Below are 19,700 nucleotides of genomic sequence, written 5' to 3'. Positions count from 1 at the left end.
CAAGATGCGACTCCTCCAATACTCCGACGTCGAGAACGCCTACGACCACCCCGAGCGCATCGGCCGCCTCGCGGGGTGCATCGAGTCGCTGCGCGACGACCGGACCGTCGTGGTCGGTACCGGCGACGACCTCGGTCCCGGCGTGTTGGCGATGGTCGAAGACGGCGCGCAATCCCTCGACTTCTTCCGCGCGGTCGAATCCGACGCCGAGACGTTCGGCAACCACGACTTCGACTACGGACTCGACGCGGCACGACGCGTCGTCCGCCAGTCGCCCCAGACGTGGGTCACGAACGTCAGCGACGGCGACGACCCGTTCGGCGACACGGTTGCGACGACGACGATAGAGCGCGGCGGAACGTCCGTCGGCCTCGTCGGCGTGACCGACCCCGCGTCCTCGGTCCCCGACGAACTGGCCGTTTCCGCCCCTGTGGACGCGGTCCGCGACGGAGTGGCTGACCTCCGAGCGGCGGGGTCGGACTGGACGGTCGCGCTCGCACACGTCCGCGACGACCGACTGGACGACATCGCCACGGAGACCGACGTAGACGCGATTCTCGCCGGACACGTCCACGGCGAGCGCCACGACCGAATCGACGGGACGCTGCTCGTCCGGCCGGGGGCGAACGGCCGAGTCCTCTGGGAGGTCGAACTCGGCAAGAAAGCGACGGCCACCCGCCACGAGGTCGCGGGCGCTCCACGGGACGACGAGGTGGCCGAGCGCCTGCGCGCCCGACTCGCGGAGACGGGACTCGCCGAGGTGGTCGGCGTCGCCGAGGAACCGCTCGACAGGGACCGCGAGGCCAGCTTCGCGGGCGAGCGACGGATCACGAACTTCGTCACCGACGCCTACCGCTGGGCGGGCGATGCCGACGTGGGGTACGCAGACACCCGGATGCTCCGGGGAGGTCCCGCCCTCTCGGACGAGGTGACGCTCGCAGAGATACGGGGCCTCGAACCGTTCGCGGCCGACCTCTGCCGGGCCGAACTCTCGGGTGAGACGCTCCGGGACCTCGCCGAACAGGCGGTCGCCACCGACGAGCGCGCCCGCCGAAGTCCGACCCCCGAGGCGTGGTGGGCCCACTTCAGCGGGATGACGGTCGTCTGGGACCGCGCCGAGCAGACCGTCCGCGAGGTCCGCGTCGGCGGCGAGTCGCTGGACCCCCGGACCGAGTACGCGCTGGCGACGAACGGGTACGTCGTCGACACCGACGAGTTCCCGGCGATAGGCCGCGAGCACGTGACCGAGACGGTCGGCGTGCAGTACGAGGCGCTGGTCGAGTACGCGCGGACGGTGGGCGTCGATGCCGAACTGGACGGGCGTATCGCGGTCGAGGAGTAGCGACCCGCGACTCGCTCGACGGTCGGCGATGCGTCAGTCGGTCGAACGGTTCCGTCTCGGGTTCCGAAATCCACTTTCGGCCGACGGGAGACGACTCGGGAATGGACGACGAGTCGTAGCCGACCGACCAGACGCCCTCCCCGCGGGGTCCGTCGCGGTTCTACCCGAAGACCTGCGCGAACAGCGTCGCCTGCCCCCGGCGCAGGCGCTCCAGAAACGCCGACTTGCTGATTCCCAACTCGTCGGCGACCGCCGCGGCGGTCGCTCCTCGCGGGACCGAGAAGTAGCCCATCTCCATCGCGGTCCGGAGCGCGACCTCCTGAGCGGGCGTCACGTCCCACCGCTGGGCGACCGCCTCGTCGTCCTCGCTCCCGAGCGGGAAGACCCGTTCGAGCGAGACGCCGACCGTCTCGGCGGCCGCCGAGAGGACGCCCTGAAGCACGTCGTGGCCGACGACTGCGCCGGTGTACCGTTCGGTCCCCTCGCGGTACTGGAGGGTCTCGGCCATGAATCCGGCGTCGGTCAACTCGTGGACGACGCAGGGGTGTTTCGAGAGACACCGGAAGTTGGTCCGACTGTCGGTCCGGGAGACGTGGAGGTAGCGAATCCGCTCGTCCGCGTCGAGTGCGTCGGCGAGTTCGTCGGCCTCCGCGCCCGCCGAGAAGCGCAACAGCGCGTAGTCGTCGTGACGGAGTTGCGGCGGGCGGGCGTCGATGGTGGCTCCCGTCTCGCGGGTCGCCTCGGCCAGCGGGCAGTCGTCGCCAGTGACGCTGAACTCCACGACGAGACACTCGTCTATCACGATTCGATACCTCCAGTGGTTCGGTTCGCGTTGTCGGTGGTGATGGAGGTTCTGGAAAGAAGAAGTAGAACGCCCCCGCACGCTCGCGGTCGCTCCGCCGGATATTCCGCGCGCAGAACTGCGCGCGGAATATAGCCGCCGGAGGCGACCACGGGCCTACGGCCCGCGAGCGTGCGGCCCCTTTCAGTCCGCCCAGACGCGGTGGTCGTTCCGCCGGGCGTTCGCGGTGGTTCGGTCGGTGCCCGCGCTACTGCTCGACGGTCGGCGGGGCGTCTCGGCGCACTGTCGGCGGGGCGTCTCGGCGCACTGTCGGCGCGGGTTTCCGGGGGACAGTGGAGGTCACTCGACGGTGGACGGTCGGCCGGGCGTCGGCGTGTCGGCCGGTCGGTCATGCGAGAAACTTGTTCGGCGTCGTATTTAAACCCGCCACATGGACGGGTCAATCGGTATCCCGGTCGGGGTCGTAGATGATTGTATATGGACATCGAGCAAGTCAAGGAGCGCGCCGGACCGCGCGAATTCAGTCCGAAAGACGACCTCCCGGAGAAGTACCGGAAGGCCGCGACCCGCATGATTCAGTTCCACGCGAACAGCGAGATCATGGGGGCGTACCTCGAACGACCCTTCATCCGCGAGGCCCCGAGCCTCGACCGGAAGCTGGCGTTCTCGGCGAAGGTGCAGGACGAAATCGGCCACGGGCAACTGCTCTACCGGGCCGCCGAGTCGCTCGGTATCAAGTCCCGCGAGCAGATGTTAGACGAGTTGGCCGAGGGCGAGGGGAAGTTCCTCAACTGCTTCCACTACCCGCTGGACTCGTGGGTCGAGACGCCGATGATCGCCTTCTTCGTGGACGGCGCGGCGATGCGCCGACAGGCGACGCTCAAGCAGTCCAGTTGGGAACCGTACGCCCACGCGATGGACAAGGTGTGTTTCGAGGAGGGTTTCCACGTCAAGCACGGCGAGGCCATCCTCTACGAGCTGATGACCGGCTCGAAGGCCGAGCAGGAGAAGACGCAAGAGGCCTTCGAGACGTGGTGGCCCCGAATCATCCAGTTCTTCGGGCCGACCGACGACAAGTCCACTCACCACGACTTCTCGGCCGACGTGGGCCTGAAGACGATGACCAACGACGAGTTGCGTAACGCCTTCCTCAACGCCTACATCCCGAAGGCCGAGAAGTACGGCCTCGAAATCCCCGACGAACCGCGCATCCGAGAGAACGGCGACGGTACCTACGAGGTCGAGGAGGACGACCTGAACTGGGACGAGTTCTTCACTATCGCCAAGAACGACTCTCCGGGGAGCCACGAACAGATCGGCAAGCGCAGTCGCACCCAAGAGGCCGTCGAGTGGGTTCGGAACTCGATGGACGACTGGGAAACCAAGAGCGCGGGCGCGAGCCCGCAGGCGGCAGACTAACCATGATTTGGGAAGTGTTCCGACAGGACCAAGCCGGCGAGTATCACACCCACTGCGGAAACGTCCACGCACCTGACCGCGAGATGGCGCTCATGTTCGCCGAGGTCCAGCACGGGCGGCGCAAGCCGACCAACAGCCTCTGGGTCGTTCCCCAGAAGGAAATCGGCGAGGTCGATACCGAGGACGCGAAGTTCGGCGGCACGACCGACAAGTCCTACCGGTGGGCCCAGTCGTACAACTTCGAGGCCGCCGCCTCGGAGGTCGCCGACTCCGAGAGCGAACAGGTGCAGGCCGAGGCCGAGCGCCAGCGAGGTGACGACTGATGGCGAGCGCCGAGCAACTGTCCGGGCCGGAGGCCCTCTCGGAGGACGAACGCGAAGCGGTCGAGACCCTCCTGTTCCGCCTCGCGGACGACGAGTTCGTCCTCGCGGAGCGCTACACCGAGTGGCAGGTCCGCGCGCCCACCCTCGAATCCGACCTCGCGCTGGCGAACATCGCGCAGGACGAGCTGGGCCACGCCCGCCTCTGGTACGACCTCCTGCAGGACTTCGGCCCGGACGAACCCGACCTCATTTGGGAGCGCCCGCCCGAGGAGTGGCACCACAGCACGCTCACCGAACTCCCCTTCGAGGAGGGCGACTGGGCCGACCCGATTCTGCGGTCGTACCTCTACGACGTGGCCGAGGAACTTCGCCTCGAAGCCCTCGCCGACTCGTCGTACGCTCGCATCCGCGACCGCGTGGGCAAGATTCGCGGCGAGGAGGACTACCACCGCGAACACGCCGAGAACTGGCTGGAGCGACTCTGCGACGACGAGGAAGGGAGACGGCGCGTCCAGCAGGTACTCGACCGCCTCTTCCCGTACGCCCTCACGCTGTTCGCGCCGACCGACGAGGACGTCGAGGACCGTATCGACGAGCTAGGCCTCCGGACCGAGACGCTGGCGGACATGCGCGAGGAGTGGCTCGACACCGTGGTCCCGTACCTCGAAGGGTTGGGTCTCGACGTCGATGCGGACGCCGACCTGCCCGACGAAATCGGCCGCGACGCGAGCCACACCGACGACTGGGACGACCTCTGGGACGAGTTCACCAACACGTACCGCGAACTCGGCCGGAGCGAAGCGACCCGCATCATGAAAGACCCCGACGAGGCGGAGTGATTCACGCCCATGTCCAGTGAACTGCCCTACGACCCCGAGATTCCGGACCTCCGCGAGGAGGACCCCGCAGACCTCGACGCCGACGAGATTCCCGGTACGGGTGGCGTCTCCGGTTCGGGAGACGCCGCCGTGCCGGGCCTGAGCGACGACTGTTCGGACCCCGCGCTCTGTGCGTACACCGAGTACGTAGAGGGTGAGGAAGTCGAGGACATGCCCGCGACCGGCGAGGGTGCCGAGGGAATCGAGGCGGACGTGTGGGACGCCCTCTACGGCGTCGAGGACCCCGAGATGCCCGTCTCCATCGTGGACCTCGGACTGATTTACGGCGTCGAGGTCTCGGAGCGAGTGGACGAGGGCCACCACGCCGAGGTCCTGATGACCCTGACCTACTCGGGGTGCCCGGCGCGAGACATGCTGACCGACGAGGTAGAGCGCGCCGTCGCGGGCGTCGAGGGTATCGAGTCGGTGGACCTCCGCCTCGTCTGGAGTCCCGAGTGGTCCATCGAGATGGTGACCGAACAGGGCAAGGCCGACCTGAACGACTTCGGCCTGAGCGTCTGACCGTGCGACGACCAGACCCGAGCGTCGAGACCTCCGGCGAGGACAGCGGCGCTGAGTGCCCCTACTGCGGTTCGACCGAGACCGAGCGCGAGCATCCCAAGGGGCCGTCGCTCTGCCGGTCGATGCACTACTGTAACGACTGCGAACAACCGTTCGAGAAGTTCGAGTAGCTGGCGCGGTCCGTCGCGGTCTGCGACGGACGCCGATTCGGGGAACGACGAGCGCCAGCGTGGACAGATACTGACGGTGGATGACGAAAACGGAGGGCTGGAACTCGTGATACCGTACCGCGCCGGATGGCGAACGCGCGGGCGGATGACAGTTCGGGACCGTCGGGCGGCGTGGTCATGGAGTCGCAGCGCAACCGGGGCGCAACCGCAATTTACTCATTCGACAGTACCCGCTTAGTTGTTATGGCCAAAGGTGTATGAACATAAACTAGAACCGGAGGCCGTCATCCTCTTGTTCGACCCGACCGGAACGTGACCCGTGTCCGGAAACCGACCCACGGAGGACGAACTCCGACGCGGCATGACCGTCGAAATCGACCAGTCGAACGCGGACAACGCCCCGGACGCCGACCCGATTCGCGGGGAGATTCGGACCGTCATAGACGAGGGCGACAGTCCGCAAGGCGTGAAGGTCGAACTCAAGTCTGGCGTGACCGGCTACGTCGAGCGCGTCGTTCCCGAGTAGCGGGCCGTCACTCGGTGGCGCTCGCGTCCGCCCCTTCGAGTTCGAGCAGTCGTCGCTTGAACGGGAGTCCGTCGCCCGCCGAGTAGCCGCCCAGCGAGTCCGCGCCGACGACGCGGTGGCAGGGCACCACCAGCGGCACGGGGTTCGCGCCGCAGGCCCGACCCACCGCGACGGCCGCGGTGTCGAGCGCGTCCGCGATGTCGCCGTAGGTCCGGGTCTCGCCGTAGGGAATCGCCCGCATCTCGGCCGCGACCTCGCCGGCGAACCCCTCGGGAGTCGTTACCGGCAGGTCGAACGTTCGGCGCTCGCCCGCGACGTACTCACCGACCTGCGCGCGAATCTCGTCCTCGGACGCTCGGACGCGGTCGGCGTCGAGTTCGACGGTCCGGTCGAAGAGTTCGACGTGCATCGGTTGAGAGACGGAGCGCGGGGGCTTTGCCGTTTCGGTCGGCCGAGACGCGGCCGGCGTCCTCGCTCGTTCTGGCGACCTACTCCACGTCCGCCGACCTGCTCCACGTCCGCCGACCTACTCCACGTCCACCGACCGCCGTCGCTCGCGCTTCGGGAGCGTGATTCGGAGCCGTCCGTTCAGGTACTCGGCGTTCGTGCGCTTCTCGTCAACGCGTTCGGGCAGGCGAATCGACCGGCTGACCTGTCCCCGCTCGCGCGCCCTGCCGGCGAACGTCCCGGCGTTCTCGGGGTCGTCCTGCGGCTCGGCGAGTATCTGGACCCGGTTCTTCCGGACAGTCACGTCGATGTCCTGCTTGCGGACGCCCGGCAGGTCGGCGGTCACGACGAACTCGTCGCTGCGCTCGGCCACGTCCACGGCTATCTCGGGCTCCGGTCGGCTGTCGGTCGGTCGGTGTCTGCGGCGTCGGTTTCTGCGTGCCATCTCTCTCGGTATGTTCTGGCGACGGCTTCGGGCTTAACGTTGGTGCGGACTCGCGCCGCGAGCCGAGTAGCGCAGGTTTAAACCCGAAGACGCGCAAGCCTCGGGCATGACCGACGACGGAACCCACCCCGAAGGCGGGTGGTTCGAGGAGGTCGCGTCCGGCGACGCCGCGGCGGGCGCGGCCCGGATACGCGAGGGGCGGGCCGACGCGCCCGCAGACTGGCCGCGAGCGGCCGTCGAATCCGGCTTCGCCGAGAGCGAGGACGGCTACTACGACGCGCTCCGGGCGGCCAGCCTCCGGGCCGCGCGCGAGGGCGCGGCCGAGCGCGAGCGCGCCGACGACCGACAACTGGTCCACGCGGTCCGGGCGATGGACGACGCCGCGGCCGAGGCCAACGAACTCGCCGAGCGCGTCGCCGAGTGGGCTGGGAGTCGCTTCCCCGACGCGGGGACCGGCGTCGAGTACGCCCGTGAATTGGCCGAGCGCGACCCCGAGTCGCCGACCGACGAGCGGCTAATCTCGCTGGCGCGGCGGGTCGCGGACCTCGCCGACGAGTCCGAGGCGTTGCGCGAGTTCATCGAGCGCGAGACGCCCGAGGTCGCGCCCAACCTCGCGGCGCTGGCCGGGCCGGTCCTCGGTGCGCGACTGATTTCGCTCGCCGGCGGTCTCGAATCGCTGGCGAAGAAGCCCTCCGGGACCGTGCAGGTCCTCGGCGCGGAGGACTCGCTGTTCGCGCATTTGCGGGGTCACGCGCCCTCGCCCAAGCACGGCGTCATCTTCACCCACGAGTTCGTCCGCGGGACGCGCCCCGACGAGCGCGGGTCGGCGGCCCGGACGCTGGCGGGGAAACTCACCATCGCGGCGCGCATCGACCACTACTCCGGCGAGCGCAGGCCGGAACTCGACGAGGAACTCCAGCGGCGGATGGACCAGATTCGCGGGCGGGGCGACGACGGAACGGACGAACAGTCGGGAGGTGACGACGAATGACCGACCAGTCCGGGACCGGCCCGTCCGGGACCGACCTCCCCGAGGGCGTCGAGCGCCGCGCGTTCGACGGCCGAGAGCGGCTGGCGACGCGGGGCGAACCGGTCTACGGCGAACCGACCGACGAGGGGTGGCGCTGTTGGGACGCCGGGCGGTCGAAACTCGCGGCGATGATGGAGTCGGGGATGGACGTGGGTCTCGCGGGCGGCGAGACAGTGCTGTACCTCGGTGCGGCCAGCGGGACGACCGTCAGCCACGTCGCGGACTTCGCGGGACCGACCTACGCCGTCGAGTTCGCGCCCCGGCCGGTGCGGGACTTGGTGGGCGTCGCCGAAGACCGCCGGAACCTCTTTCCCCTGCTGAAGGACGCCCGTAAGCCCGAGACCTACGCACACGTCGTGGAGGCCGACGTGGACGCCATCGTGCAGGACGTGGCGACCCGCGGGCAGGCCCGCGTCGCGGTCGAGAACCGCCGGTTCCTCGCGGACGACGGTCGCCTGCTGGCGGCCGTCAAGGCCCGGAGCGAGGACGTGTCGCGCGACCCCGAAGCGGTGTTCGACGACGCGCTGGCCGACCTCCGGGAGGGCTACGAGGTGCTGGAGACCGCGCGACTCGAACCGTACCACGACGACCACCTCGGCGTGGTCGCCCGGCCGCGCTGAGTCGTCGGTCGGCCTCGTCTCGCGCCGGACGGTCGGCCCTTCGACACCGCAACCGCCCGGCCCTGCCGGGTTCGGAACTATTTACACCTCGGATTACGAAACTCCGAAAAATGGACTCGGGTTCGGCTGGAAGCTTCGCGGAGATGGGTACGCTGGGCATCGAGGAGGAGTTCTACGTCGTGGACGAGCGCGGCCGCCCGACCGCGGGCACCGACGAACTCGTCTACCAGCGCGACCCGCCCGAACTGTTGGACGGACGACTCGACCACGAGCTGTTCAAGTGCGTCGTCGAGACACAGACGCCGAAGATAGAGCGTCTCGCGGACGCCCGCGAGCATCTACTCTCGGTCCGCAACGCCCTCGTGGACCACGCCGAAGCGGCCGGATTCCGGATTGCCGGCGCGGGCCTCCACCCCGGCGCGCGGTGGCGGGAGTTGGAACACGCCGAGAAAGAGCGCTATCGTGCCCAGCTAGACCGGATTCAGTACCCGCAGCACCGGAACACGACCGCGGGGCTGCACGTCCACGTCGGCGTGGACGACGCCGACAAGGCGGTCTGGATAGCCAACGAAATTCGGTGGTACCTCCCGGTGATGCTCGCGCTCTCGGCGAACTCGCCGTACTGGAACGGCTTCGACACCGGTCTCCAGTCGGCCCGCGCGAAGATTTTCGAGGCGCTGCCGAACACCGGGATGCCGACCTGCTTCGACTCCTACGAGGACTTCGCGGCCTTCGAGGAGACGATGCTTCGCTCCGACTCCATCGCCGACCGCGGGGAACTCTGGTACGACGTGCGCCCTCACACCGGTCTCGGAACCGTCGAGGTCCGGACGCCCGACGGGCAGGCCGACCCCGACCGCGTGATGGCGTTCGTGGAGTACACCCACGCGCTGGTTGAGGACTTGGCCGAGCGGTGGGAGGACGGCGAGACGGGGTATCGCCACCGCCGGGAACTGCTGGACGAGAACAAGTGGCGCGCGATGCGCTACGGCCACGACGCCGCCTTCATCCGCCGGGACCGCGAGGGCGAGGTCGGTCTCGGCGAGGTCGTGGACCGGGAGTGCGAGCGACTGGGCGTCTCGGGCATCCGAGACCTCTACGACGGCGAGAGCGGTGCGGCCCGCCAGCGCCGGATTCGGGACGAGGACGGGCCGGACGCCCTCTACGAGTCGTTGCTCCTCGAACGCCGGTGACCGACCGCGCGGTCGCCGACCTAGACGTTCGGGGACCTCCGAGCGCGGCGCGCACCGCTCTAAGCAACCTTTTTACTCGCTCGCGGCTTGTGTCCTCGTAGAGAGGACATGTCCGACGAAAACACAGACGACGAAGACATCGACGTGAACGTCGAGGACGACACCGTCGAGGAGGCGGAAATCGAGGACGTGGACGACGACGTCTCCGTCGAAGAGGAACTCGACGTGGACGAGGAGGGCGACCTCACCGAAGAGGTCAACGTCGAGGTGGCCGGCGACGAGGAGCTGTCGGTCGAACAGGACGTGTCGGTCGAGACCGACAAGGACCGCCTCTCGAAGGGGCGCGAGCGACTCGGCGAGGAGGCCGACCGCGCCGTCGATCAGTTCGACCAAGGCATCGTGGACCTACTGTCGTGGGTACTCGACACCGAGACGCGGGCGCGAATCTACGTCTACCTCCGGCAGGAACCCTACAGCACCAGCGAGGAGATAGCAGAGGGCACGGGTCTCTATCCCTCGACGGTCCGCGAGTCGCTGGCCGAACTCCACGACGAGGAGAAGGTCGAGCGCCGCAAGCGCGAGAGCGAGGGCGCGGGCAACAACCCCTACGAGTACACCGCCATCGCGCCGAGCGAACTCGTCGGCGGCATCGTCGGTCAGATTCAGGACGAACTCAACACGGTGTTCAATCTGGACGACCACCTCGATTCGGAGTTGGACGACTATTCCGCCGAGTCGAGCGAACCGGTGAGCATCCGCGTCGAGGACGAAGATGACGCGAGCGACGACGAGACGGGAGACGGCGGCGCGACGGACGACGGGACGATGGGAGACGACGGGTCGACCGACGAGGAGTGACCGAGAGCGCGAGCGACGAGTAAAATTAGCCCGGGCGGCGGGTATTCCGAAGGCACTAAGCCGCGGGGAACCCTTCGCGAGGGTATGAGGGTTGCCTTGGGCGGGACCTTCGACCCGGTCCACGACGGCCACCGCGCGCTGTTCGAGCGCGCCTTCGAACTCGGCGACGTGACGGTCGGTCTGACCAGCGACGAACTCGCGCCGAAGACGCGCCACGAGGACCGGTACGTCCGCCCGTTCGACGAGCGGAAGGCCGACTTGGAGTCGGTCCTGTCGGAGTTCGCCGACGAGTACGACCGGGAGTTCGAGGTCCGCGAGCTGACCGAACCGACGGGCATCGCCACCGAAGCGCAGTTCGACGCGCTGGTGGTCTCGCCCGAGACGACCGACGGTGCCGAGCGCATCAACGAAATCCGCGAAGAGCGGGGCTTCGACCCGCTGACGGTCGAAGTCGTGGACCACGTCACGGCCGAGGACGGCGACATCATCTCCAGCACGCGCATCGTGCGTGGCGAAATCGACGAACACGGAACTCTCACGCCCGAGCGCGACGGTCGGGACGCCGAACGCTGAGGCTCGACGGAGGTGACCGCGACGTTTCACGCCCTTTTTAGACCTCGGTCGCTCGCACGCTCAACCGCGGCGCGACGAGGACGACGACGGCGACGAACAGCGCTCCCCGAAGCCAACCCGGGACGAGCGACAGCACGCCGAGTGCCTGCGCGAGACCGACGCAGACCACGAATCCGCCCGCGACGAGCGTGACGTTGCCGACGTAGCTCACGAAGACGGGAAGCGGCGTTTCAGCGTCGAGCGGCGCGACGCCGGCGATGAGCGAGGTCCAGCCGCGATACTTGACGAGGTAGCCGACGAGGAGGACCGCCGCGCCGACGAGAAGGGTGGTCAGCGGTCGGGCAGGAACCTGTGCCATGCGTAACTCGAATCGTCTCGTGGTGGTCAGTTAAGCGATACGTTCCCTCGCCGAAGTCGGCCGCGACGCTCGCGCGGCGAATCGGTACCTTCGACTGTCGGCGCTCCGAACCGACGCACATGACCGCACGGGAGACCACGGCGAACGGCATCACCGCGCGTTACCGCGAGACCGACGACGAGCGCGTCCTCGAATTCGAGTCCGAGCGCTCAACGGCCGCCGTCGCGCAGAACGTCGAGGGCTACGCCATGCTGAAGGTCCGGCCGACCGCCGACGGCGACGAACTGGAACGCTACTACGGGTTCGACATGGCGCTGGACCACGCCGCGGAACTGCTCGGCGTCTCGCCCCACGACCTGCCGGTGCCCGAGGACGCCGACGACATGGGTATGTGAGTCCTTCGAGTGACTGTAGCGTTGCACGCGTCGGCGGACCGACGACCGACCAGAGGACAACGGTTTTCCCACGCGCGGCCCCAGTAGCCCCCATGACCGAGTACACCACCGTCTCGATTCCGAAGGACCTCGCGGACCGCGTGGACGAGACCATCGAAGGCACCAGTTTCTCCAGCACCAGCGACCTCGTGCGCTTCCTGCTCCGGAGCATCGTCATCCAGCACCAGAAAGAGGGTCACCTAACCGAGTCCGAGTTCGAGGAGATAACCGGCCAACTCCGAGAACTCGGCTACCTCGAGTAGGCCCGCCGGCGTCGCTACGACAGCGATTCGGTCGGGGGTTGGGCGTCCAGAACCTCCAGCGGTTGCTTGCGGCCCGAGCGGTCGAACGCCGCCACCGACGACTCGTCCCACGGCGGCACTGCGACCAGAATCGCCTCGTGGAGGTCGTCGGTCTCGTTCACTTCGAGGTTCCCCTTCGGGTGGGCGATGAACCGGCCCTGCGTCTGTCCCGCCGGAACCGACAGGTCCACGCCGAAGACGGCCGTGATCGACTTGCCGGCGTCCGGCGGGTAGAAGTGCGTGAACACCGGCGCGTCGGGCGGTAGGTCCTCTGTGCCGTCCAACTGGCCGGCGGGCGTGACCGCGAGAGAGACGGTCAACTCCTCGGGTTCGGCCTCGGCCGCGAAACCCAGTAACACGTCCACCAGCCCCCGAGTTACGTACATCACATCTCCTTTTGGCCCGTCCGCGTATAACTATGCTGCCCCGACAGTATCTCCTGCCCCAACAGTCTCTACTCCCCGGACAGTACCGCGGTGAGTGACAACGCCTTTCAGTGTGCAAGACGTCCGTCGGACTTACGTCAGACGATTTCATGTCTTGAAAAATATAGAATATTTTATATTACCATAGCTATTATCGATACATGTAATGTCGGAATCGAAGCTCACTACGTACCTCGCAGAGAATCCCCGGAAAATGGGTGTCCTGTTCACGATGCTACTGCTGCTGACGCAGGCCGGAAACGCATCGGCAGGAGTTGCGAGGGCCTGCTACGGACCGTAGAATTAGAGTCTGTCCACGTCGAATTCGTTACTCCAGGTGAATTCGCCGTCCACTTCCATCGGAATGTTCTCCAGCGCCAGCGTCTTCCGGAGTTCCTCCTTCGTCATCGAGTAGGGTCCGTGTTTTCCGGAGGTCAAATGATAGCGATCGGAATCGCCGAACTGAGACGCAAAGAAGCCACCCATTCCGCCCTGCCCCGACGGATAGCTCTTGAGGGTCACGTCGAACCCGTCGGTCGCCTCGTCGTCGCCGGTCTCGACGACGCAGAGCATCGCCACGTTGCTCTCGGTCTGGACCACGTCGACGTTCCCGTCGCCGACGACGATGTACTGGTCGCCGACGATGCTCCGGTCTCGGGCGATAGCGAGCGCGGCCCGGAGCGGGAACCCGCGGTTCAGCAGGCGGACCATCGTCTTGCCGACCCGGACCGCACCACTGTTGATTACGTCGCTCAACGTCACGACGCCGCCGACGCTCCCGGCGTCGATGAGTTCCATCCCCTGCTCGTAGGACTGACAGGCGTTCAGCACGAACGCCTCCGCACCCACCGAGTCCAACTCCGCGGCGTCGAGGTGCCCGTCCGCGCACTCGAACCCCGAACCGTCGATGTGGCCGATGTAGTGGAGGAACGCCGTCTCCTCGGCCAACACCTCGCGGAGTTCGTCGGTCCGCAGGTCGCGGTGGACGGTCACGTCGAACGGCAGGTTCTCGCGCGACCCGTACACCTCCGCGGCGATGTCGCGCTCCTCGTCCATGGCGGTGTCGTTGCAGACGACCGAAATCTCGATGTCCTCGGCCTCGGTCTCCTGCTTCAACCGATTCCGGAACGCGGTCGGGGTCGCCTTGCTGGCGTCCACCGGCGCGCGGTCGCCGATCCACGCCTGCTCGACCGAGTCGGTTCCCTCGGGTTCGACCACCGGACGCGCGTCGCTCGACCCCGAGGAACTCCGCGTGAAGTCGCCGTCGCGGACGAGTTCCCCGGACGTGGCGGTCGCGCGCCGGGTCGTCCGTCGGGCCGCGGGCGTCCGGATGACCGCGAGGTCGTCCACCAGAAACGGCACGGTAGCGACGTTCTCGGGCGTCGGTTCGACGTGCGTCGTCAGTTTCCACGTCGGAATCTGGTCCTCGACCACCTCGAAGGGGACCGAGAGGTACGCTTCCAACCGCTCGGCGAGCGACCGGTCGTAGAGGGCCGCGAAGTCGAGTCCGACCTCCGATTCGATTTCCTCGCGCTCGTGGAGCTGGACGGGGTAGTAGCCCTCCGTCCGGGTCACGCAGTCGAGCAGGAACGTCTGCTTGAGGACTCTGGCGACTTCCTCCTCGAACCCCTTCGGTCCGTCGAGGTCGTACGCGAACGTCTCCGAGGAGGCGTTCGCGTCGGCGACGATGCGGGGCGCGCTCGCGTCCTCGACGGGCACCAACTCCGCGCCGAGGTAGAACGCCAGTGGCGCGGCTACGTAGGCCCGGCCGCGCTCGGGCGGCAGCTCGATTCGGACGCCGGTCTCCGGCACGTCGAGACCGTCGGGAATCGACAGCTCGTCGCCCAACTCCACGAGCGGCGGGTGGCCCCGCAACGTCGGAAAGCTCCGCTCGGGGCTGGTCGTCTTGAGCGCCGACCCGAGCGTCGAGAGCGCGGCCATCACGTCGCGGGGGTCCTCGGTCGTCGTGACGGTCGCGGCCGGACGCTCGTGGTGAGAGCGCGCACCGACCCCGACCGTCGTCGCCGAGTCGAATTCGAACCGAATCCCGTCGGCGGTCGCCGTCACTCTCATCGGTCCCTCGACGGCGAGGTAGAGTTTCATCGGCGCGCACAACTCGACGCTGTAGCGTCCCGCCGGAAGCCGACGGTCGGTCTCGCTCCCGACTTCGAGCAGCATCCGACCCGCTTCGTCCCGGACGTAAGCGGCGACGAACGTCGGAAGCGTGACCGTCTCGGTCGTGAGAGCGACCGCGTCGTCTACCGGGAACCGAAACTCGTCGGCGTCCGTCGGCGTCGGCGAGACCGACTCCGACGTTCCGATGGTGTAGGTTCGGCGTTCGATTCGGTCCCGGATTTCGAGGCCGGTCCGCTCCGGTGCGGCCTCGAACGACAGTGTCACGGCCACACCCCCTGTATTTTCTCACTCGGCTTTTCCCCTCGGAGAGAACGCATGTTTTAGACACTAGAGGGGAACTCGCAAAAATTTATCGGCTAAATCGGTCACTCGGAAACCGCTCCGGTCAGCGACGCAACACCATGCGCAGGTTCTCGGCGAAGAGTTTCGGCGACTTCCGTCGCGCGCCGCCGAGCGCGTCGTCGAGCGCACGCGTCGCGTCGTCCAGCGCACCGCGTCCGTGCCCGACCACCACGCGCTCGGGCCGAAGCCCCTTCAGCGCCGACGGCGGCGTGAGTCGCATCATCGGATGGACGCCGAGACGCTCGCCGGGAGTCGTGAAGTAGGGCGCGTTGCCGACGCTCTCTGAGACGACCAGCGTCCCCGCTTCGTCGTCGTAGAGGGCCGCCTCCTCCCAGCCGAACGTGTCGGTGACCTTCAACAGCCTGTAGTCGGTGTCCGGTAGCGTCGTGTCGAAGCGTCGGAGGTCGGCCGCCATCTCGGGCACGCGGTCGAACCACGCGGGGACGTACACCGGCACGTCGTGACGGCGGGCGATTTCGTCGGCGTCCCGGTAGTGGCGGTTCAGCAGGACGACGACGCCCGCCACGTCGCCGAACTCCGCGAACAGGTCGTCCACGCCCTGTGCGTCCACGGGGTCCACCACCCAGACGCCCGCCGCCGTGTCGAGCGCGTGGCTGGCCCGCAACATCGTCTCGTTAGGGTGGGCGATCCACCCGACGCCCTCGTCCCACCGGTCTATCTCCTCGTACTCCGTCGCGGGCTGTGACTTCTTCAGCGGCATGGTCGGACGTACGAACCGAATCCCCAAAACCCTCCTGTACGCGTCGCGTCGGCTATCGCGGCGTCCGTCCGGCTACGCGGTCCGGCCAGCGAGGCTTTAAGCGCCGGGCGTGCGTACCACGAAGCCATGCTCTCGGGGTTGCGCTGGCTGGCGCTCGAAGCGAAGTATCTCGACCGCGCCCGCGAGTTCTACACGACGCACCTCGACCTGTCGATGGTCAGCGAGGGCGACGGCGAAGTCGTCCTCGACGCGGGCGCGGCGAACCTCGTTCTCCGGGAACCGGGCACGGTCCCCCGCGGCGGAGTCCACACCCATTACGCGTTCGCCACGCCGCCCGACCGCTACGACGAGTGGTACGACCGCCTCGCGGAGTCGTTCGACCTCGCGGAGTTCGACTTCGGCGGCGCGAAGTCGCTGTACTTCTACGACCCGGACGGCAACTGCGTCGAAATCGGCGGCGTCGGCGACGGCGAAGCGGCCATCACCGACGTCTTCGAAATCGTGTTGGAGGTCGAGGACCTCGCGCGCGCCGAATCGTTCTACCGGTCGCTCGGGTTCGAGGTCGTGGACCGCGGCGACCAGCGACGCCGCGTCCGACTCGGCGGGCCGGTGGATTTGGAACTCTGGGAGCCCCACCTCGGCATCGCGGACGCGCGCGGCGGTCTCCACGCCGACGTGGGGTTCGCGGCCGACGACCCGGCGGCCGCAGCCGACGCGGTCCGCGACGCGGCCTGCGCGGTCGGCGAGGTGGACGGCGGGATCCGCGTCCGCGACCCGGATGGTCACTACCTGACGTTCCAGTAGCAGTGGCTCCGCGGCCGGTTTCGAGGCTCCGTCCGGGACGAATCGGTCGCGCTCTCTGACCTCGACGTTCGCGACGAAAGGAGAACTCGACCATCGGTCGCGTGGGCACGTCGTCTCGCTGAACACAGCGAGACGACTCGCTCACCGCGCGAGGGCGGCCGCGTCCGCGGTCGCCAATGCTGGGGAAGCGTGAGGCCCGCGGTTGCGGTGCTGGCTACGACGCCGAATCGTCGTGTCGGGGCCCGTCGCTCAGAGTCGGTCGGTGTCCACGCTCACGTCGTTGGGCGTCACGATGAGGAACTTCCGGAAGTGGATCAGACTTCCGCCGCGTTCTTTCACCCGCGGCGCGAGGTCGGCCGCCAGCTCGGGGAGGTCGCCTTCGACCGCGAGGACGAGGACGTTGCCGCGGTCGATGACCTCGAACCACTCGCGCTCGTCGGTCGTCCCGTCCAGTTCGCCGAGGACGATACGCCGGTCGGTCCCCTCGGTGTCGTCGTCGCCGTCCGCTATCTCCTGCTCGACCGTCTGGAGGTCGAGGTCGAAACCACTTGTCATACGCGCTCGCTCTCACTCCCCCGCCAAAATCCTTGCCCCCCGACGGGCGTTCGGAAATCGAGCATTTTAAATAAATGTTCGAAATCTATTTCAAGAATCTTCCTATTAGCATCCTTTAAACAGATTGAAATATGCTGGCGTCATTGTGAAGAGTGGTCATGGCACAAACTACGACGCGGAAACGGATGGCGGAGTTCCTCGAATCGCACCCGCGAACGATGGGCGCACTATTCACGGTCTGCTTGCTGTTGATGCAGGCCGGGAACGTGGCCGCGAACGGTGCAAGCGCCTACAGTGGACCGTAGGTTATAGGTCCGCTCCGGCTAGTTCGTCGGTCCAGTAGAGATTCCCTTCGTAATTGACCGGCATAACTTCACGCTCGAAATAGTCGTCCAGTTCGGACCTCGTAACCCGGAGCGACGTGTCCGCCGCGGAGACGAGTTGGTGAACCGAGTTCTGCCCGATGATCGGGAAATATATCGAACCGAGTTCGTACCCCGGAGACGAGTACGCACGAACGTTGGCTTCGAACTCGTCCTCGCAGACCTGCTCGATTTTGAGATGGAGCGGACAACCGCTCTCGCTTTGACACAGCGTCAGGTTTCCATCGCCGACCGTCGTGTACTGGTACGCCGGGCCGATGGCGTCTTTCACGACCGCGAGCGCGACCCGGAGCGGGAACCCGCAGTTGAGGAGTCGCGCCAGCGTCTGGCCGATGTCGGTGGCGACGCTGTTGGCGATCTCCGCGAGCGTCACGACCCCGCCGTAGCTTCCGGCTTCGACCAGCGCCTCGCCCTGCGCGTACGACCGGCAGGCGTTGAGGACGAACGCCTTGACGTTCACCTCCGAGAGCGTCCGGGCGTCCAAGTGGCCGTCCGGACACCGCATCCCGTCGCCGTCCACGTGGCCGATGTAGTGGAGGAAGTCGGCGGGTTGGGCCAGCAGGTCCCGGAGTTCGTCGGTCGTGAGTTCGTTGTGGACCGACACGTCGAACTGGAGCAGTTCCCGCGGGCCGTAGAACTCCTCGACGACGCCTTCCGCTTGCATGCGTTCGTCGTTGCAGACGACGTGAATCTCGATGGTGGTCTTGTCGGGAGCCGACTGCCGGACGCGCCGCCGATAGGACTCGACGGTCGCCTTGTTCGCGCCGACCGGGAACCCCTCGCCGATCCACGCGTGTTCGACCGTCTCGACCGGTTCCGGGTTGAAAATCTCGCCCTGCGTGACGGCGGACCCGCTCTCGTCGGTCGTGCTTCTGGTGAAGTCGTCGCCTAGGGCGGTCGGCGCGAACAAGGCGGTCGCCTTGTTCGCGCCAACCGCTGACTCGGCGACCGCGTCGCCGTCCGGGTCGTTCCGGAAGAACTCGCCGAGCGGTTCCGGCGTGGGACTCACCGACGCGCCGGTCGGGTCGCTCGGACACCGGACGAGCGCGAGGTCGGCGGCGACGAACGGCAACACCTCGGCGTTGTTCGGAGTCGCCATCACGTCGGTCGTCAGGCTCCAGTCGGGCACGTGGTCGGCAACCGACTCGAAGGGCACCGAGAGGTACGCGTCGAGTCGCTCGGCCAGCGGCCGGTCGTAGAGCGCCGCGAAGTCCAGTTCGACCTCCGGTTCGACCGCCTCGCGCTCGTGGAGGTCAACGTCGTAGTAGCCCTCGGTCCGGGTCACGCAGTCGAAGAGGAACGTCTGGCGGAGGACGCGCCCGACGGTCGTTTCGTAGCCCCGCGGCCCGTCGAGGTCGTACTCGAAGCCGGCGTCCGTGACGAGCCTCGGGTGGTCGGCCGGGACCACCTCCGCGCCGAGGTAGTACGCCAGCGACGCCGCGGGGTAGACGTGCCGGTAGTCGGCCGGGAGTTCGAGGCGGACCCCGGTGTCCGGACGAGCGATGCCCTCGGGCGCGTCGAACTCGTCGCCCAACTCCACGAGCGGCGGGTGGCCCCGCAACGTCGGAAACGAGCGTTCGGGGCTGGTCGTCTTGAGTGCCGACCCGAACAGGGACACCGCGTCCATCGTGCCCACTGGGTCGGGCGTGGTCGTGACGGTGCCGGCGGGCCGGTCGTGGAACGAGCGCGCGCCGACCCCGACCACCGTCTCGTCGCCGAAATCGACGGTGACGGTCGCCTCGCCGTGGCGCACCTCCAGCGAACTCTCGACCGAGAGGTAGAGCTTCATCGGCGCGGTACTGAGTTCGAGGACGTACGCGCCGTGGTCGAGCGACCGGTCCGCGTGGTCGGCGTTGTCGGCGACGAGTTCGCCCGACTGGGTGCGGACGAGGACGTTGGCGAGTTTCGGCACGTCGACGGCGCTGCTCTCGACTGCTATCGCGGAATCGACGGGGAAGTAGAACTCGTCGGTCGGGACGGGCGACGGTTCGACGGGCGAAGCGGTGTAGAGCTCGAAGCGGGCGTTCTCGATGGGGTCTGCTATCTCGACGGCCGTGTAGTCAGTGCGTACCGTGAACGTCGGGTCCATGAA

At 67.5% G+C, this 19,700-nt stretch carries 26 protein-coding genes; 17 read left to right on the top strand and 9 right to left on the bottom strand.

The window, feature by feature from the left end; genetic code table 11:
• Positions 1-4 precede the first annotated feature (4 nt).
• Complete coding sequence (locus M0R88_RS17415; protein WP_248654685.1) at positions 5-1,342, top strand: bifunctional metallophosphatase/5'-nucleotidase; 1,338 nt, start codon at positions 5-7, stop codon at positions 1,340-1,342.
• Between the two features lie 160 nt (positions 1,343-1,502).
• Here M0R88_RS17415 and M0R88_RS17410 read toward each other — a convergent pair whose 3' ends face one another.
• Entirely contained in the window at positions 1,503-2,144 is a 642-nt protein-coding gene (locus M0R88_RS17410) for a helix-turn-helix domain-containing protein (RefSeq protein WP_248654684.1), read from the bottom strand.
• Positions 2,145-2,621: 477 nt separating this feature from the next.
• Here M0R88_RS17410 and paaA point away from each other — a divergent pair, with 477 nt between their 5' ends.
• The 6 genes from paaA to M0R88_RS17380 all read left to right on the top strand — a co-directional run bounded on the left by paaA (position 2,622) and on the right by M0R88_RS17380 (position 5,982).
• Positions 2,622-3,563: a 1,2-phenylacetyl-CoA epoxidase subunit PaaA gene (gene paaA / locus M0R88_RS17405; RefSeq protein ID WP_248654683.1), complete on the top strand. Its 942-nt coding sequence runs from the start codon at positions 2,622-2,624 to the stop codon at positions 3,561-3,563.
• A 2-nt stretch (positions 3,564-3,565) separates the two neighbouring features.
• Complete coding sequence (gene paaB / locus M0R88_RS17400) at positions 3,566-3,886, top strand: 1,2-phenylacetyl-CoA epoxidase subunit PaaB (RefSeq protein ID WP_248654682.1); 321 nt, start codon at positions 3,566-3,568, stop codon at positions 3,884-3,886.
• Entirely contained in the window at positions 3,886-4,725 is an 840-nt protein-coding gene (paaC, locus tag M0R88_RS17395) for a 1,2-phenylacetyl-CoA epoxidase subunit PaaC (protein WP_248654681.1), read from the top strand. The genes paaB and paaC overlap by 1 nt, the downstream gene beginning before the upstream one ends.
• Before the next feature lie 9 nt (positions 4,726-4,734).
• A complete protein-coding gene (gene paaD / locus M0R88_RS17390) occupies positions 4,735-5,286 on the top strand; it encodes a 1,2-phenylacetyl-CoA epoxidase subunit PaaD (RefSeq protein ID WP_248654680.1) in 552 nt (183 codons plus the stop codon).
• Positions 5,287-5,288: 2 nt separating this feature from the next.
• Positions 5,289-5,456, top strand: a complete 168-nt coding sequence (gene paaE, locus M0R88_RS17385) for a 1,2-phenylacetyl-CoA epoxidase subunit PaaE (RefSeq protein ID WP_202932630.1) — start codon at positions 5,289-5,291, stop codon at positions 5,454-5,456.
• Between the two features lie 319 nt (positions 5,457-5,775).
• Entirely contained in the window at positions 5,776-5,982 is a 207-nt protein-coding gene (locus M0R88_RS17380) for a DUF2196 domain-containing protein (protein ID WP_248654679.1), read from the top strand.
• A gap of 7 nt (positions 5,983-5,989) precedes the next feature.
• On the opposite strand, the gene M0R88_RS17375 is transcribed toward M0R88_RS17380, so the two are convergent.
• Both M0R88_RS17375 and M0R88_RS17370 read right to left on the bottom strand, forming a co-directional pair.
• Positions 5,990-6,391, bottom strand: coding sequence for a methylated-DNA--[protein]-cysteine S-methyltransferase (locus tag M0R88_RS17375; RefSeq protein WP_248654678.1), 402 nt, complete (start codon positions 6,389-6,391; stop codon positions 5,990-5,992).
• Positions 6,392-6,508: 117 nt separating this feature from the next.
• Complete coding sequence (locus M0R88_RS17370) at positions 6,509-6,874, bottom strand: Hsp20/alpha crystallin family protein (protein WP_248654677.1); 366 nt, start codon at positions 6,872-6,874, stop codon at positions 6,509-6,511.
• Positions 6,875-6,980: 106 nt separating this feature from the next.
• On the opposite strand from M0R88_RS17370, the gene M0R88_RS17365 reads away from it, so the two are divergent.
• The 5 genes from M0R88_RS17365 to M0R88_RS17345 all read left to right on the top strand — a co-directional run bounded on the left by M0R88_RS17365 (position 6,981) and on the right by M0R88_RS17345 (position 11,148).
• Positions 6,981-7,865: an NOP5/NOP56 family protein gene (locus tag M0R88_RS17365; RefSeq protein ID WP_248654676.1), complete on the top strand. Its 885-nt coding sequence runs from the start codon at positions 6,981-6,983 to the stop codon at positions 7,863-7,865.
• Complete coding sequence (locus M0R88_RS17360) at positions 7,862-8,524, top strand: fibrillarin-like rRNA/tRNA 2'-O-methyltransferase (RefSeq protein WP_248654675.1); 663 nt, start codon at positions 7,862-7,864, stop codon at positions 8,522-8,524. Before M0R88_RS17365 ends, M0R88_RS17360 begins: the two co-directional genes overlap by 4 nt.
• Before the next feature lie 110 nt (positions 8,525-8,634).
• The gene (locus M0R88_RS17355; RefSeq protein WP_248654674.1) at positions 8,635-9,717 is read left to right on the top strand and encodes a glutamate--cysteine ligase; all 1,083 of its coding nucleotides are present in this window, start codon (positions 8,635-8,637) and stop codon (positions 9,715-9,717) included.
• A gap of 108 nt (positions 9,718-9,825) precedes the next feature.
• Entirely contained in the window at positions 9,826-10,575 is a 750-nt protein-coding gene (locus tag M0R88_RS17350; protein ID WP_368409363.1) for a winged helix-turn-helix transcriptional regulator, read from the top strand.
• 84 nt (positions 10,576-10,659) lie between these two features.
• Positions 10,660-11,148, top strand: coding sequence for a phosphopantetheine adenylyltransferase (locus M0R88_RS17345; protein ID WP_248654673.1), 489 nt, complete (start codon positions 10,660-10,662; stop codon positions 11,146-11,148).
• Between the two features lie 37 nt (positions 11,149-11,185).
• Here M0R88_RS17345 and M0R88_RS17340 read toward each other — a convergent pair whose 3' ends face one another.
• Positions 11,186-11,506, bottom strand: coding sequence for a hypothetical protein (locus tag M0R88_RS17340; protein WP_248654672.1), 321 nt, complete (start codon positions 11,504-11,506; stop codon positions 11,186-11,188).
• A gap of 119 nt (positions 11,507-11,625) precedes the next feature.
• On the opposite strand from M0R88_RS17340, the gene M0R88_RS17335 reads away from it, so the two are divergent.
• The gene (locus tag M0R88_RS17335; protein ID WP_248654671.1) at positions 11,626-11,901 is read left to right on the top strand and encodes a DUF7111 family protein; all 276 of its coding nucleotides are present in this window, start codon (positions 11,626-11,628) and stop codon (positions 11,899-11,901) included.
• 92 nt (positions 11,902-11,993) lie between these two features.
• Positions 11,994-12,203 (top strand): ribbon-helix-helix domain-containing protein, encoded by a 210-nt coding sequence (locus M0R88_RS17330; protein WP_163523950.1) that lies wholly within the window; start codon positions 11,994-11,996, stop codon positions 12,201-12,203.
• Between the two features lie 14 nt (positions 12,204-12,217).
• Here M0R88_RS17330 and M0R88_RS17325 read toward each other — a convergent pair whose 3' ends face one another.
• Entirely contained in the window at positions 12,218-12,631 is a 414-nt protein-coding gene (locus M0R88_RS17325; protein ID WP_248654670.1) for a JAB/MPN domain protein-containing protein, read from the bottom strand.
• A gap of 202 nt (positions 12,632-12,833) precedes the next feature.
• Here M0R88_RS17325 and M0R88_RS18855 point away from each other — a divergent pair, with 202 nt between their 5' ends.
• On the top strand, positions 12,834-12,968 hold the full coding sequence (locus M0R88_RS18855) for a DUF7503 family protein (protein WP_438267193.1): 135 nt from the start codon (positions 12,834-12,836) through the stop codon (positions 12,966-12,968).
• 2 nt (positions 12,969-12,970) lie between these two features.
• Here the strand turns inward: M0R88_RS18855 and M0R88_RS17320 are convergent, their stop codons facing one another.
• Complete coding sequence (locus M0R88_RS17320) at positions 12,971-15,067, bottom strand: hypothetical protein (RefSeq protein ID WP_248654669.1); 2,097 nt, start codon at positions 15,065-15,067, stop codon at positions 12,971-12,973.
• A gap of 121 nt (positions 15,068-15,188) precedes the next feature.
• A complete protein-coding gene (locus tag M0R88_RS17315; protein ID WP_248654668.1) occupies positions 15,189-15,866 on the bottom strand; it encodes an MBL fold metallo-hydrolase in 678 nt (225 codons plus the stop codon).
• Between the two features lie 126 nt (positions 15,867-15,992).
• On the opposite strand from M0R88_RS17315, the gene M0R88_RS17310 reads away from it, so the two are divergent.
• The gene (locus tag M0R88_RS17310; RefSeq protein WP_248654667.1) at positions 15,993-16,670 is read left to right on the top strand and encodes a VOC family protein; all 678 of its coding nucleotides are present in this window, start codon (positions 15,993-15,995) and stop codon (positions 16,668-16,670) included.
• A gap of 249 nt (positions 16,671-16,919) precedes the next feature.
• Here the strand turns inward: M0R88_RS17310 and M0R88_RS17305 are convergent, their stop codons facing one another.
• Positions 16,920-17,225, bottom strand: a complete 306-nt coding sequence (locus tag M0R88_RS17305) for a DUF5779 family protein (RefSeq protein WP_248654666.1) — start codon at positions 17,223-17,225, stop codon at positions 16,920-16,922.
• Positions 17,226-17,383: 158 nt separating this feature from the next.
• Here M0R88_RS17305 and M0R88_RS17300 point away from each other — a divergent pair, with 158 nt between their 5' ends.
• Entirely contained in the window at positions 17,384-17,530 is a 147-nt protein-coding gene (locus M0R88_RS17300; protein WP_248654665.1) for a DUF7503 family protein, read from the top strand.
• A gap of 1 nt (position 17,531) precedes the next feature.
• Here M0R88_RS17300 and M0R88_RS17295 read toward each other — a convergent pair whose 3' ends face one another.
• A complete protein-coding gene (locus M0R88_RS17295; protein ID WP_248654664.1) occupies positions 17,532-19,697 on the bottom strand; it encodes a caspase family protein in 2,166 nt (721 codons plus the stop codon).
• Positions 19,698-19,700: the final 3 nt, after the last annotated feature.

This window comes from Halorussus gelatinilyticus, assembly GCF_023238445.1.
Lineage (GTDB): Archaea > Halobacteriota > Halobacteria > Halobacteriales > Haladaptataceae > Halorussus > Halorussus gelatinilyticus.
This window is presented reverse-complemented; position numbering and strand designations above follow the sequence as displayed.

Bases quoted from the DNA above. Each gene is read 5' to 3' on its own strand.
- M0R88_RS17310 (WP_248654667.1), top strand. From the start codon at position 15,993: ATGCTCTCGGGGTTGCGCTGGCTGGCGCTCGAAGCGAAGTATCTCGAC.
- paaC (WP_248654681.1), top strand. From the start codon at position 3,886: ATGGCGAGCGCCGAGCAACTGTCCGGGCCGGAGGCCCTCTCGGAGGAC.
- M0R88_RS17340 (WP_248654672.1), bottom strand. From the start codon at position 11,506: ATGGCACAGGTTCCTGCCCGACCGCTGACCACCCTTCTCGTCGGCGCG.
- M0R88_RS17330 (WP_163523950.1), top strand. From the start codon at position 11,994: ATGACCGAGTACACCACCGTCTCGATTCCGAAGGACCTCGCGGACCGC.
- M0R88_RS17335 (WP_248654671.1), top strand. From the start codon at position 11,626: ATGACCGCACGGGAGACCACGGCGAACGGCATCACCGCGCGTTACCGC.
- paaB (WP_248654682.1), top strand. From the start codon at position 3,566: ATGATTTGGGAAGTGTTCCGACAGGACCAAGCCGGCGAGTATCACACC.
- M0R88_RS17345 (WP_248654673.1), top strand. From the start codon at position 10,660: ATGAGGGTTGCCTTGGGCGGGACCTTCGACCCGGTCCACGACGGCCAC.
- M0R88_RS17300 (WP_248654665.1), top strand. From the start codon at position 17,384: ATGGCACAAACTACGACGCGGAAACGGATGGCGGAGTTCCTCGAATCG.
- M0R88_RS17350 (WP_368409363.1), top strand. From the start codon at position 9,826: ATGTCCGACGAAAACACAGACGACGAAGACATCGACGTGAACGTCGAG.
- M0R88_RS17370 (WP_248654677.1), bottom strand. From the start codon at position 6,874: ATGGCACGCAGAAACCGACGCCGCAGACACCGACCGACCGACAGCCGA.
- M0R88_RS17360 (WP_248654675.1), top strand. From the start codon at position 7,862: ATGACCGACCAGTCCGGGACCGGCCCGTCCGGGACCGACCTCCCCGAG.
- paaA (WP_248654683.1), top strand. From the start codon at position 2,622: ATGGACATCGAGCAAGTCAAGGAGCGCGCCGGACCGCGCGAATTCAGT.
- M0R88_RS17375 (WP_248654678.1), bottom strand. From the start codon at position 6,391: ATGCACGTCGAACTCTTCGACCGGACCGTCGAACTCGACGCCGACCGC.
- M0R88_RS17305 (WP_248654666.1), bottom strand. From the start codon at position 17,225: ATGACAAGTGGTTTCGACCTCGACCTCCAGACGGTCGAGCAGGAGATA.
- M0R88_RS17415 (WP_248654685.1), top strand. From the start codon at position 5: ATGCGACTCCTCCAATACTCCGACGTCGAGAACGCCTACGACCACCCC.
- M0R88_RS17355 (WP_248654674.1), top strand. From the start codon at position 8,635: ATGGACTCGGGTTCGGCTGGAAGCTTCGCGGAGATGGGTACGCTGGGC.
- M0R88_RS17315 (WP_248654668.1), bottom strand. From the start codon at position 15,866: ATGCCGCTGAAGAAGTCACAGCCCGCGACGGAGTACGAGGAGATAGAC.
- paaD (WP_248654680.1), top strand. From the start codon at position 4,735: ATGTCCAGTGAACTGCCCTACGACCCCGAGATTCCGGACCTCCGCGAG.
- M0R88_RS18855 (WP_438267193.1), top strand. From the start codon at position 12,834: ATGTCGGAATCGAAGCTCACTACGTACCTCGCAGAGAATCCCCGGAAA.
- M0R88_RS17295 (WP_248654664.1), bottom strand. From the start codon at position 19,697: ATGGACCCGACGTTCACGGTACGCACTGACTACACGGCCGTCGAGATA.
- M0R88_RS17365 (WP_248654676.1), top strand. From the start codon at position 6,981: ATGACCGACGACGGAACCCACCCCGAAGGCGGGTGGTTCGAGGAGGTC.